At 49.2% G+C, this 12,404-nt stretch carries 13 protein-coding genes and 1 pseudogene; 9 read left to right on the top strand and 5 right to left on the bottom strand.

Translation table 11 applies throughout. The features are described from left to right. Position 1 precedes the first annotated feature (1 nt). Complete coding sequence (locus GFB57_RS25495; protein WP_001531263.1) at positions 2 to 265, top strand: hypothetical protein; 264 nt, start codon at positions 2 to 4, stop codon at positions 263 to 265. A 47-nt stretch (positions 266 to 312) separates the two neighbouring features. Here the strand turns inward: GFB57_RS25495 and GFB57_RS25500 are convergent, their stop codons facing one another. Then, positions 313 to 1,290 (bottom strand): tyrosine-type recombinase/integrase, encoded by a 978-nt coding sequence (locus GFB57_RS25500; protein ID WP_000600827.1) that lies wholly within the window; start codon positions 1,288 to 1,290, stop codon positions 313 to 315. Between the two features lie 191 nt (positions 1,291 to 1,481). Between GFB57_RS25500 and GFB57_RS25505 the strand changes: the two are divergent. Beyond that, positions 1,482 to 1,839 (top strand): annotated as a pseudogene (locus GFB57_RS25505) (IS1 family transposase); the annotation flags it as partial. Between the two features lie 858 nt (positions 1,840 to 2,697). Here the strand turns inward: GFB57_RS25505 and GFB57_RS25510 are convergent. The 4 genes from GFB57_RS25510 to GFB57_RS25525 are packed head-to-tail and all read right to left on the bottom strand — an operon-like array spanning position 2,698 to position 6,795. Beyond that, positions 2,698 to 4,416 carry a hybrid sensor histidine kinase/response regulator gene (locus GFB57_RS25510; RefSeq protein WP_000739198.1) on the bottom strand — a complete coding sequence of 573 codons (1,719 nt, stop codon included), beginning with the start codon at positions 4,414 to 4,416 and terminating at the stop codon, positions 2,698 to 2,700. Beyond that, on the bottom strand, positions 4,413 to 4,901 hold the full coding sequence (locus tag GFB57_RS25515) for a molybdopterin-dependent oxidoreductase (RefSeq protein WP_000238872.1): 489 nt from the start codon (positions 4,899 to 4,901) through the stop codon (positions 4,413 to 4,415). The genes GFB57_RS25510 and GFB57_RS25515 overlap by 4 nt, the downstream gene beginning before the upstream one ends. Further along, on the bottom strand, positions 4,894 to 5,877 hold the full coding sequence (locus GFB57_RS25520; protein ID WP_032201035.1) for a hypothetical protein: 984 nt from the start codon (positions 5,875 to 5,877) through the stop codon (positions 4,894 to 4,896). The genes GFB57_RS25515 and GFB57_RS25520 overlap by 8 nt, the downstream gene beginning before the upstream one ends. Positions 5,878 to 5,880: 3 nt before the next feature. Next, on the bottom strand, positions 5,881 to 6,795 hold the full coding sequence (locus GFB57_RS25525) for a helix-turn-helix domain-containing protein (RefSeq protein WP_000891983.1): 915 nt from the start codon (positions 6,793 to 6,795) through the stop codon (positions 5,881 to 5,883). A gap of 313 nt (positions 6,796 to 7,108) precedes the next feature. On the opposite strand from GFB57_RS25525, the gene GFB57_RS25530 reads away from it, so the two are divergent. The 7 genes from GFB57_RS25530 to GFB57_RS25560 are packed head-to-tail and all read left to right on the top strand — an operon-like array spanning position 7,109 to position 12,391. Then, positions 7,109 to 7,417 (top strand): hypothetical protein, encoded by a 309-nt coding sequence (locus tag GFB57_RS25530; protein WP_064195765.1) that lies wholly within the window; start codon positions 7,109 to 7,111, stop codon positions 7,415 to 7,417. Continuing rightward, positions 7,410 to 7,625, top strand: a complete 216-nt coding sequence (locus tag GFB57_RS25535) for a hypothetical protein (protein ID WP_001112907.1) — start codon at positions 7,410 to 7,412, stop codon at positions 7,623 to 7,625. The genes GFB57_RS25530 and GFB57_RS25535 overlap by 8 nt, the downstream gene beginning before the upstream one ends. Positions 7,626 to 7,627: 2 nt before the next feature. Then, on the top strand, positions 7,628 to 8,290 hold the full coding sequence (locus tag GFB57_RS25540; protein ID WP_000958205.1) for a lytic transglycosylase domain-containing protein: 663 nt from the start codon (positions 7,628 to 7,630) through the stop codon (positions 8,288 to 8,290). A gap of 10 nt (positions 8,291 to 8,300) precedes the next feature. Then, positions 8,301 to 8,600, top strand: coding sequence for a TrbC/VirB2 family protein (locus GFB57_RS25545; protein WP_000175462.1), 300 nt, complete (start codon positions 8,301 to 8,303; stop codon positions 8,598 to 8,600). Positions 8,601 to 8,609: 9 nt separating this feature from the next. Continuing rightward, on the top strand, positions 8,610 to 11,360 hold the full coding sequence (locus tag GFB57_RS25550) for a VirB3 family type IV secretion system protein (protein WP_032201036.1): 2,751 nt from the start codon (positions 8,610 to 8,612) through the stop codon (positions 11,358 to 11,360). 18 nt (positions 11,361 to 11,378) lie between these two features. Further along, a complete protein-coding gene (locus tag GFB57_RS25555) occupies positions 11,379 to 12,095 on the top strand; it encodes a type IV secretion system protein (RefSeq protein WP_000770034.1) in 717 nt (238 codons plus the stop codon). A gap of 11 nt (positions 12,096 to 12,106) precedes the next feature. After that, entirely contained in the window at positions 12,107 to 12,391 is a 285-nt protein-coding gene (locus GFB57_RS25560; RefSeq protein WP_000769859.1) for an EexN family lipoprotein, read from the top strand. Positions 12,392 to 12,404: the final 13 nt, after the last annotated feature.

The following is a 12,404-nucleotide window of genomic DNA, read 5'->3' on the forward strand; positions in this document are numbered from 1 at the left end:
TATGTTACCGGAACAGCACGCCGCAGAAGCGCGCTATCCTATTCCTGTTGAGGATTTCCATTTCAGTATTTTCACTGCGGTGAACAATCAAACGGTAATGACATCCAGCGCTGAAATTGTGTTAGTGATTGAGGGGACCGCGACATTAAGCCATGCCAGCGGCGAGAGCCTTTTGCTTCACGTCGGGCTGTCAGCATTTATCCCAGCCTCCATCGGGCGATGGTTGCTGACTACGACTGGGAAAGTCTGTCGAGTATCGTGTTAATGTAAAATTAGAGGGGGTACAGCCCCCTTGTTTGTGTTTACTTAGCCCTAAATAAGGTTGAGTCTATCCCGCGCGTCCTGCAGGCGTTGCTCCCCGCGACGGTCATACTGCTGGGTGGTGGTGACGCTCGCGTGGCCCATCGCATCCTTCACGGTAATTAAATCCTCCCCGTTATCCAGCATCGCGGTGGCGAAGGTTCGCCTCAGATCGTGTGGAGAACATTTCGTGATGCCGGCCTGACCCTGGCGCACCTGCAGGATATGGTACACCGCCTGGTCGGTTAGCCGGTTTAGAGTCACATCCCCGAAACGACGGATGCGTGTGAACAGCGGGCCCGGGGTCTCGCCCCGGATCTCATCGATCCAGATCTGCAGCCGCTGCCAGGCACCGGCCGGGACATATGCCAGTCGCTCCTTGTTTCCCTTACCCAGCACTCTAAGCGCACGGTCCTGAGTGACAACGTCACGCAAATCCAGGCTCACTACTTCGGATCGTCGCAGGCCGCAGCCGAGAATGACCGCCAGCATCGCTGCATCCCGCGCCCCGAGGCAGCTGCGATCGGCTTCACAGACGGCAAACAGGGCGCGGATCTCCCCCTGGGGCAGCGCCCGACCGCTGGGCAGCCGACTGCCGCGCAGGTTACGGACCGCCCGGATATGCTGGAAGCTCTCCACATCCATGAGCCGGAGCATCCAGGCTTCCTTCGCCACGCCCTTGAGTGCCGAAAGATAGGTGTTGACGGTGGCGGTGGCCCGGCCGGTGTCGCGCAGCAGTTCGGTCACGGCCATCACGTGATGGCGCCGCAGGCTGCCCCAGCTGCAGGACTCCAGGGAGGCAGCTCCGAGCATAACGGCGACGATGTTCAGGAACGAGGCCATGGTCTGCCGGCTGCGGTGGGAATTGAGTGAAAGCAGGTAGGCCCGGGCCGGGCTGACCGGGGCATTCTCACCTGACAGCGCCGGCAGGAATTCCTCACTGGCTGCGGGCAGACTCAGCTCCGGTTCGTCATCGGGAATCAGGATCATGTCGGGCTCCGTCCGGCGCGCTGCGTAAAAAATCGGGGGCAAACTTACTGTCAGAGCGTACCGCAGAAAGTCTACTTTTTCAAAGGTACATTTTAATAAGTAGACTTGAAGCACTTGTTCTTAGCTGTACGATTACGGTGATGCTGCCAACTTACTGATTTAGTGTATGATGGTGGTTTTGAGGTGCTCCCGTGGCTTCCATCTCCATCAGTTGTCCCTCCTGCTCAGCTACTGAAGGCGTGGTGCGTAACGGTAAAAGTACTGCCGGACATCAGCGCTATCTCTGCTCTCACTGCCGTAAAACATGGCAGCTACAGTTCACTTACACCGCCTCTCAGGCCGCAGTCGGTAAACTCACGCATACAACCGGGCAGTGACGTCATTGTTTGCGCGGAAATGGACGAACAGTGGGGTTACGTCGGCGCTAAATCACGCCAGCGCTGGTTGTTTTACGCGTATGACAGGATACGGAGGACGGTTGTTGCACACGTCTTCGGTGAACGTACTATGGCCACGCTGGAGCATCTTCTGAGCCTGCCGTCGGTCTTTCAGGGCGCGTAGTTCCTTTTAAACACCAGTTCTGTATCTCTTTTAAAGATCCTTTAATAAATCCTGTAAACACATAACCTCTTCATCGCCTACCCTGTGGACAGGCTCCGGAGAATGCCCGCTCTTGCAGCGACCTGACGGTCGCGCCGGTTCGGCAACATCAGAAAGAGCTCCCATCGCTTCGCGAAGGGCCCCGACCGGAGAACCAAATTAGTTACAGCATTCAAAAGAAAGCTCATCATAAAACCGGCGCCGGTTTGCCGGCCGGGTGCCCCTCCCCACCACTGAAAAGCGCCGCCGCCCCCGGCCGAAGGCCGGGAGTAGTGTCGCTTTTAATGATGGGTGTTGTAACTACTCTTCTTCATCGCTGTGGGTGGAGCTGCGGTCAGTTGTCGGGTACACGCTCGTAAGCGGCCCTTCGGCCCGCTAACGCGGAGATACGCCCCGGCTGCGGCTGACGCCTTGCCGGGACCACTCCGACCGCGTACAGAGGCATCTGAGACATTTTTAGCGGGTATAGCTTTGCAACTACCGTGTTAAGTTCCCTGGTGTCGCTGAAATAACTGAAGAACATCCCCCTAAGCGTCAGCAGCAAGCTGCCGCCGCTAAGGCCCCGGAAATCACGCCCTTTACGTCGTAAACGCCGTAAAGCCCGCTCACCGGGGTTAAAAGGGATTACTTTTACTTCTTCATTGCTGTAAGCGGGTTAAGGCTAATCAGGGCAGGGGGTAGGGTGGCAGAGTTTATAGCCAGGTAACCGGCTACGCCGGGCTTTCGGCGCCATTTGACTCCACAAATTTTCAAAATTCGCAACGATCGAGAACACCAAAGCTATAATCGCAAATATTACGACAATGCCTACTCACTTTTGACTCGTCCTTGATTTGACATAACCTCATGTATTTTAAGGTTTATATCTTTTAACCTGACAGGTTTAGTTAACAAAGGAGCCTGTCCGATAGAGTGTGCATCACTGTATGCGCTGATGAATATGAAAGGCGTGGATCGATTAGGATTCTGACTGCTACTAACAGTTGCATACAGCTCATCACCTGTCATGCCTGGCATTTGTAAATCACTCAGGACAACGTCATAAGGTTTACGCAGAAGCTTTTCCAGGGCTCGTTCAGGCGAGGTTGTAGCCTCGACAATGTATCCAGCATTAGTAAGCAGACTGGAAAGAGACGAACAGGCCATTTCATTATCATCAATAACAAGCAAGCTAAGAACGCCGAAGACATCTCCGGGAGCTGAAGCAGATACCTCAGCTGTTGCAAGGCTGCTATCTCCCAACTTGATAGGTATTCTCACTGTAACAGTTGTACCTACATTTACTTCACTAGATATATGAATAGTACCTTTTAATAGTCTGATTATCCCTGCAACAATAGCAAGTCCCATCCCAAATCCAGGTACAGTGGATTTCGAATCTACAACTCGTGTAAATGGTTTAAATATGAACTTTAGTTTGTCTTTAGGGATTCCCTTTCCGGTATCAGAAATGACAATATTTAATACCTTACCTTTTTCTATAAAGTAATCTACATTAACTTCCCCGCGCTCAGTGTACTTAATAGCGTTACTGGTTAAGTTTTCAATTACTTGATTAAGGCGTAGAGCATCTGTAAAAATCACTGCATCATTATTGTTTTTTATTTTAACTGTGACATCCTTTTTTTCATAAATAGCAATGCAATCCTGCACAGCGTTAGTAACAATTGCTTGCAAGCTATTATAGGTGTTTTTTATCTCTACAGATCCGTTGTCAATTTTTGCAAATTCAGCCAAATCATTTAACTGGCGCTCCATTTTCGAAACAGCAGTTTCAAGTCGTTCTATCTGACCAGATTTAATCCCTCCACTCAGATTATTGGTTACGACATCAATGATAGACACTATTGCCTGTAAAGATGTTCTGAGTTCATGGCCTACCATACCTAAAAATGCATTTTTACTGGCAAAAGCAGCCCGTTCTGATAGTAACAATCGGTTAATTTTACTTATGTAAATAAATAGGACAAAAAGAAGTAAGGAAATCAACCCACCTGTAATAAAAAGCAGAGTCCATAACTGCTGACGTTTGCTCCTGAAATCTTTAAGAGCGTCATTCCTTTGTGCTATTTCAGCCATATCAGCAAGATTTGTAACGGTTTTAGTTAGCGGTTTTATATCAGCTATGATTGTACTTATTTTTTTATAATCAGGGTGATTATGCGAAAGCAGCCCGTCTATGTCTTCAAGCTTTTTGTTTATCGAATCAATTGTTTCTTCATAGCCTTGCTGTTTATATAGAGGTGCAGTCGCCTCACTCTTTACATAAATAACATTCAAACGAGAATAAAGGATATCGAATTTAAGCCTAACATCGTCAATAGTATTATCGCTATTGATTAGCGTGTAAAGCTCATTCAACTGTATAATGAATTTTGCCACTGAGAAACCGTAGTTTTCTTGGGTGCCAGCGACGGTGTATAAATTTTTCTCCGATAAAAGACTGGTGTACTTAACAACACTAGACACAGTGAATGCTATCAACAAAAGCAGAGCAACCAAAATGATAAAGAAATTTTTTTTCATTTGAGCACCGTAATTTTGTCTATCTGCCAAATGAACCGTGCAAGATAGTGTGGCGTGTTAAGCTCAATATAATGTTCATCTAAAGGATATACCAAAAAATAAGGTCCAAAATCCCTTATTTGAAGCCTTTTTCCATCCATTTCTGTAGCCAATAAAATGTTATATTTTTCAACGTCATTCATGTCTACAATGATTTCATAATCATTCAGAGCATGGAATTTTAGCTTTGCTCCATTAGCGCCAGCGAGTTTTAAAACATAACTTAGGTCGACGCCCTTGAATTTTACTTTTTTACCGGTTGGCGTCCAAGGTGTTGTCGTTACGATGGTATCCCGTGGGAACGAATCAAACTGCTTTTCAGTAATCACATAACCTTTATCACTGTTAGCATTAGCGATTGAACCATCTATAACTATATCCCCAATATTGCTATATGCACTAATTGACAAAAGCATTAGGGATAAGAATGATATTATTTTAACCATAAAGATACTCCCTGTAATTATTTTCCACCATTTTAACCAGTTGGAAATCTTCACTACTCTGAATTTTTTCTAATCTTTTATTCCCAACATAAATCGACTTACACTTACTGTAATACTTTGTTCTTAATTCTGGCGGTATTGTATTAAACACGCATTCAGTAGGTACACCAAATCCAGCGGCTATATGCAATGCAGAGGAGTCACAAGTATAAACGTTGCTAGCATACTTAATTAGCGCTATGAAATCTTTCGTATGGGGTGAATACTTTGATATGTTAATATAATTTTTATGATTCACATCCACGAAACCTAGTACCGTTTTTCCTTCGCGCCTAGAAAGCATATCAACTATGTCATAATAGAACTTCGACGGTATACTTCTTATTTTTGTGCTAGCAATAGGTGCAAAAAGTGTGTAGTTTTCAAAAACTGGCGCTCCGAGATCAATATTGCCTAACCATTTATTAGATAGCTCATTATGGTTAACATCATCAAGTTTCACGCCAAGACCTTGGATAAAATAATCATGCATTTCCATAATATGGAAATCTGGAGAATATAGCTGATTTCCCACATCAATATTCAATGCAGTACAAGGCAATTTCTGAATATGAAAAGGCATGTAATGAAGCTCATCTATAACCGAGGATGCTAATTCATACAGTTCCTCAACATATGACGGTGCAGTCTCCGGTCGAATAAGCTTAATTTTAATCTTGGGATTCTTTTTTTTGATTGCTGACAGCACAGAAATCCCGACGATAGAATCACCTAATGTCACTCCCATGCCATTGATCACATTTAGGTGTTCTATTTCAGAGTAATCACTTGAGAATTTTTGTATATTCCAGTTTTTTATAAGACCATTGTTTAATGGTAAAATATTTTCATAGCTTAGCTTCTGACAATCGTAAGGTGCTACGATCAAACTATCGTTACTTATCAAGCTACCGGAATATTCAAGTAAATTTCTCATAATCTATCTGGCGAAATATTTTTCAATGTTAGATTTGATGATGCCTGATTTAATCGGCTTTTCGTATGGTCCCACAATGTCATAATCATGAATTGACTTTACAATTTCATCATCTTTTATACCAGATAGTTGACCTGTAAGAACGATTATCATTGCATTTTTATTTTTTGACGACCTTATAGCTTTAACCAACTTAAAGCTTGTTTCATCACCGATGATCCAGTCCAAAACATATGCGTCATACGGATTTGTTGCGACAGCTTGAGTAAGTTTTTTCAAGTTATCATAAGTATCTACTTGATAATAATCGTTCGAAAGGATTTCTTTTAAGCTTTCGGTGATATTAGCATCGTCATCAAGTAGTGCAATTCGATACTTAGTGCTGCTAATTACCTTTGGATTTATGACAATACTTTCTATGCTTCGTTTTGATTCATAAAGCAGTTCATCTTTTAAATCATTTGTCGGAAAAATGTTCCATTGGTCAGCTACTTTCAGTGCTGAGTATTCTGTGTTTACTTCCGAACCTTCAGGATAGAGGCATACCTTACAAGAGTGTTCACTGCGGCCATCGTTCCAGATCGCATCTTGAATTTCTTTATTATCCTCATAATAAATACGGAAAAACTCAATCATATCCATGCCAACGGATTGGACTACTTTTATGAGTTGCTGAACCTCCCACTTGGTCGCACCATTCAACTTCTTATAGCCCGCTGATGTAGTGATCTGTAGCACCTTACTTATGTAACTATTGTGCTTTACCTTGGAAATACCTTTTTTGGTCAATACCTTCGCCAGTACCTCTATCACTTTTGCATCATCGAGATCTTGCATTTTTATTACTCTGAATTTGGAGATTTTCTTGATTTTATCCTGCCAGTATTTTTTTTCAATTTTTTCAAACATCTCCAACATTTTACACAGCTGAAAAAGTCCTAAAAATTGGAATCATTCTTAAATCGATACTATAAGTTATAATTTTATTGAATACCCAACTTATAAGCACTATTGTATTAATCAAATCATTAGCTCTTTAATAACCTAGCAGCGGCGTTCCCCGGTCAGGATAAGGAGGTGTTTTCTGTGACTGCGTAAAGAGATGACGTGCCGCGCCTGTAATGGGTAACACTCTCACTCCTCTGTATCGTTAAGCCTCCCGTTTAATCCTTCCCTGTCTCCCACTGTGCACCGCACGCGGGTGGCTTACTCATACCCAGGAGAAACAGCCATGAGCATGCAAACCATCCGCCGTAAGGCGCTGCGTCAGAATCCTTATTCAACTCTCGGCAAGCCGCCGCTACGCTCCTCCCGTGACCGTATCACGCGTGCCATTAATGGCACCTGGTCGCTCAGGGAGCTGCCGGATAACGTCCGAGAATTGCTAATTGAACGGGCAGCCCTGCGGGCAGAAATCACTACCCTGACTGTGAAAGCGCAGGGACTCAAAAAATCCGATGTATCCGTACTTATTGCCGACAGGCTGCGACGTATCGATGCAATCACCTCACTGCTGGAAAATAGGAAATGTAATGCCTGACATCACGCCTGCTCCGGCCTCACTGCTTGAAGCCGTATTCACCCCCATGACCGAGTACACGCACAACGTGTATTCGGTGAAGGGTGATCGGCTGGCAATGACGCTTACAAAAATCGGTGTTGCCCAAGCTAACAGCCAGGGCGACATTCAGTTATTTATCAACCCGGACTGTGCCACCGGTAAGGTACTGCTCTACAGAAAGGACTGACTATGTTAACCACTGCCGCGTTGTTTCAGCTCGCAATGCAGTGTGCTCCCGCCGTTCACCCCGATACCATCCACGACATCACCCGCACCGAATCCGGCTTAAATCCATATGCCATCGCTGAGATTGTCCCGGTAAAGGGCGGCAGGAGCCGCGTGATTTCTCATCTGCCTTCGTCGAAAGACGAGGCGCTAAAAATTGTGGAGGCCATAAAGCAGAAAAAGCACCGTTATTCAGTAGGGCTGATGCAGATAACCAGCACCAACTTCCCGCAGTTCGGCGTAAGCGCCGAATCCATGTTTAACCCCTGTGACAACATGACTGTTGCCGCGAAAATCATCACCGACTGCTATCAACGAGGAGGAACATTACAGCGCGCCCTGAGCTGCTATTACTCAGGCAACTTTGAAACCGGCCAGCGCCCGGAAAGCGCGTTCGGCAACACAAGCTACGTACAGCGTATTGGCTACGTTGTGCCCTCAACGCGGGCAGAACAGCAGACAGCATCTCCCTCATCCGGGGAAGCGCCTGCCGTCCCGTCCGACAACACTGTTTACCCGGATAGCGTCATACGCGGCGTAATTCCGGCACCCGACACCACCCCGACCAGCATCGCTGCTTATCCGCCACATGTCGTGCGCGGCGGCCTCGCTGTGTCTTCTGATTAAGGAAGAGATCATGACTTTACGTACTATCAAAACCGCTGCAACCCGCCTGATTGCCGCATTTTCCGCCCTGTCTGCTGTTCCAGCAATGGCGGCCAGCGCTGACCAGGCATTTCAGAAAGGCAGTGACGCCATTAACTGGGTCTTCCTCGGCCTAACTGGTATGTCAGTCGTCACTATCAGCTGTGCGGTGGCCTTTATCGCCTACAAGATGCTTGTTGACGGCAAGGCCTGGCACGATCTCCAGCGCGTGTTCTGGGCGGGTGTCCTGCTCGCCGGGGCGTCCGGGTTCGGTGCCTACTTCGCCGCCTAAGGAGGCAGCATGACCATCCTCAACAAGGCGCTGACCCGACCGGCGGCGCTGTGGGGGGTCCCGCTTGTCCCCCTGCTGTTCACCCTGTGCATCCTTACCCTGGCGGCCGTCTGGTCACGTTTTTACTGGCTTCTCCTGCTTCTCATACCTGCCTTTATCGAGCTGAGACGGCTGGCAAAAGAGGACATTCATTTCTTTGACCTGAAGTTGCTGGCGTTTAAAACGCGTGGCAACCGCGCGGCGACCCGGCATTTCGGGACAAAGGCGCTTGTCGCAAACCAGTACGACGCCATAGACGTTACGGAGTTTATAAAACATATGCGGCTCAACGAGAGTATCCCGCTGTCCCGCTATCTCCCCTGGTCTTCCCACCTGCACGAGCAGGTGGTGAAGAACAAAAAAGGTGACTTTGTCAGCACCTGGGAGATCGGCGGTATCATTTTTGAATGCGAGGATGAACATTACCTCGCCACCCTGGACATGCAGCTCAACAACGTTATCCGCTCCTTTGAGGGGCTACCCGTTACCTTCTATACCCATCTGGTGAGCGACGAATTTACCGACACGCTTGAATGTGAATCCGGGATTCCGTTTTCAGATGAAATCGCGCGTCTGTTTTACGCCTCCCGCGAGGGCAAACCTTTCTACCAGCGTCGCCTCTTCTTCACCGTCTGCTTCAATCCGCACACCGGCATTGAGCGGGCGACCATGAAACAGAAGTCCCTGGGCGAACGTAAAACCCTGCTCGACAATGCCCTGCAGGTGATGCAGGAGCACCGGCAAGCGATTGGCACGGCGCTGTCACGCTACGCGGCGCGGCCGCTTGGCACTTATGAGGAGAACGGGCACGTGTTCTCCTCCCAGCTGGCGTTTTACAACTTTCTGATCACCGGCAGGTGGCAGAAAGTCCGCGTCACCCGCACGCCGTTTTATGACGTGCTGGGCGGCACGGATATTTTCCCTTCCACCGACATTGGCCAGGTCAGCCACACCGACGGCCAGAGCTACTTTCGCGGGCTGGAAATCAAGGATTACAGCACTGAAACCATCACCGGGCTGTATGACTCGCTTCTTTATGCCCGCTGCCGGTACGTGTTCACGCAGTCCTATACCTGCATGGGTAAGGATGAAGCGCGGGGCTGCATCCGCACCATCGAGAAACGCCTGAAGTCTGCCGAGGATGATGCGATCTCCCAGCAGGAAGACCTGAAGGTCGCCCGCGACATGCTTCAGTCCGGCATTATTTCATTCGGGAAATATCACCAGACGCTTATTGTCAGCGCCCCAACCAGCGAGCAGGTTATCCGGGACACCAACACCCTGGCGGATACCCTGAAGGATCTCGGTTTCATCATGACCCTGTCCCGCGAGTCGCTGTCGGCGGCGTATCTCGCGCAGTTGCCGGGTGTGTATCACCTGCGCCCGCGTCTGGTGCCGGTGAGCAGCCTCAACTACGCCGAAATGGTGTCGTTTCACAACTTTCACCCGCACAAGCGGGACGGGAATGCCTGGGGGGAGGCGATTGCCGTTGTTCCGACCCCGTCCGGGGGATGTCAGTACGTGAATCTGCACAACAGCCAGGCCGATGTTGACGAGTTCAGCGAGAAGCCGCCGGGTAACACCATGCTGCTCGGCAGTACCGGGACGGGGAAATCGACCCTGCTGATGATGTTCCAGCATCTGATGCAGAAATACCGGCGTCCTGAGTCGTTTGCGCCGGGGGCGACGAAAAAGCGCTTCACCTCGGTGGTCTTTGATAAAGACCGTTCGGCGGAAATGTCGATACGCCTCCAGGGCGGCTCGTACTTCCGTTTCCGTTCAGGCGAGAAGACCGGCCTTAACCCGTTTGCGCTCGCTCCAACGAAACGTAACCGCAACTTCCTCAAGAAGCTGATGCGAATGATGTGCACAAGGGACGGCAAACCGCTCGACCCGCGCGATGAAGAACGCCTCAGCGAGGCAGTGGACACCATCATGCTGGACTACCCGCCTGAGCTTCGTCGCAACGGCATCACCCGCATGCTGGAAGTGCTGCATGAAGCCCCGACGAAGGACGCACGGATGAACGGGCTGCGCATCCGTCTCCAGCAGTGGGCGCAGGGCGGGGAGTTTGGCTGGGTGTTTGATAATGACGTGGACACCTTTGATATCGACAATATTGATAATTTCGGCATCGACGGCACGGAGTTCCTGAACGACAAAGACGTGCGCAGCCCGCTCACCTTCTACCTGCTCTACCGCGTGACCAGCCTCCTCGATGGCCGCCGCCTGGTCATTTTCATGGATGAATTCTGGAAATGGCTTCAGGACCCGGAGTTTTCAAAATTCGCCCTCGACATGCTGAAGGTCATTCGAAAGCTCAACGGCATTTTCTTCCCGGCCACGCAGTCGCCGGAGGAGATGTGCAAGCACGAGATCTCGGCGGCCATTATCGAGCAGTGTAGTACCCGCATCTTCATGGCGAACCAGCAGGCGAAGGAGTACGACTACGTGGACATGCTGCGGGTGCCGAAAGCGGTTTACGACATCGTGACCACCCTCGACCCCTACGCCCGCCAGATGGTGATCATGAAATCTCCGCTGCGGCGTGGTGACGTGCGCCCGTATATCGCACAAATCACCCTCGACCTCTCCGGGCTAGGTCGCTACACGAAGCTGCTCAGCGCCAGTGCGGACAACCTGAAAATTTTTGACGAGATCTGGCAGGAGGGTATGAAGCCGGAAGACTGGAAAGACGAAATGCTGAGACGTGCCGTTTAATCACAAAAGGATAACACCATGAAACTGAAAACCACCCTGACGGCGCTGACCGTCGCCTTGTGTCTCTTTCACGTCCCGGCTCAGGCCGGTATTCCCGTTTTTGATGAAGTAGCCAACGCCAGCAACATCCAGCAGTGGGCGGAGAAGCTCCAGCAGTGGCAGCAGACGGTTCAACATTATCAGTCGCAGATGAACGCTTATAAACAACAGCTGGCAACGGCCACCGGTATTCGGGACGTCCAGGCATTCCTGAATCAGGCAAAAAACCTGACGGCTGACATTAAAAATCTGAAAAACAGGGGGATTTCCTTAAACGATCTGTTAACCGGCTCAGGCGGGTCTTATGCTGGGGAACTAAACAGGCTGTATGACAAATACAAACTGTTCGACAACTGCCCGGAGAACGCCAGCGAGGCGTACCGGGATAGCTGCAAACAGATGCTCCTCAATCAGGCGGTGTCCGTCGAGGACACTTCTGACATCCAGGAAAAAATTTCCGACACGCTGAGCGATATTAGTAATCTCGCCAGTCGCATCGAGAATGCGAAGGACAGTAAAGAATCGCAGGATCTGGCGAACGTAGTGTCCGCGCGGAGTATCCAGCTGAACGCCCTGACCACTCAATGGGAAATGTCGGTCAAACAAAGTGAGATGCGCAACCAGCTGCTTGCCGAACAACGCCGAAAGGCGCAGGCCGAGCAAATGCGCACAGCTCCAATCGCAGACCTTAACTAACAGGTGACCCCATGAAACTGAAGACACTGACCTTTATTGTTCTGGCCTCAGTGGCCGCGCTTACTGGCTGCGAGGATAAAACCTCCGTAGACTGGTATATGGCACACCATGACGACATGCTGGCGAAATACAGGGAGTGCATTTTTAATCATAATTTTGTGCCCACCGATTGCCAGAATGCACGCTCCGCCCTTCACCGTGAAAAAGCTAAACCTGATGTTGCCGAAGGATATAAGCAAATCCTGAAAGACCTTGATAAAGCTCGCGTGCAAGAGCCTATTGCTGACCTGAATTAGCGACAGGAGAACG

Source organism: Citrobacter sp. S39, from assembly GCF_009495675.1.
Taxonomy (GTDB): Bacteria; Pseudomonadota; Gammaproteobacteria; order Enterobacterales; family Enterobacteriaceae; genus Citrobacter; species Citrobacter freundii.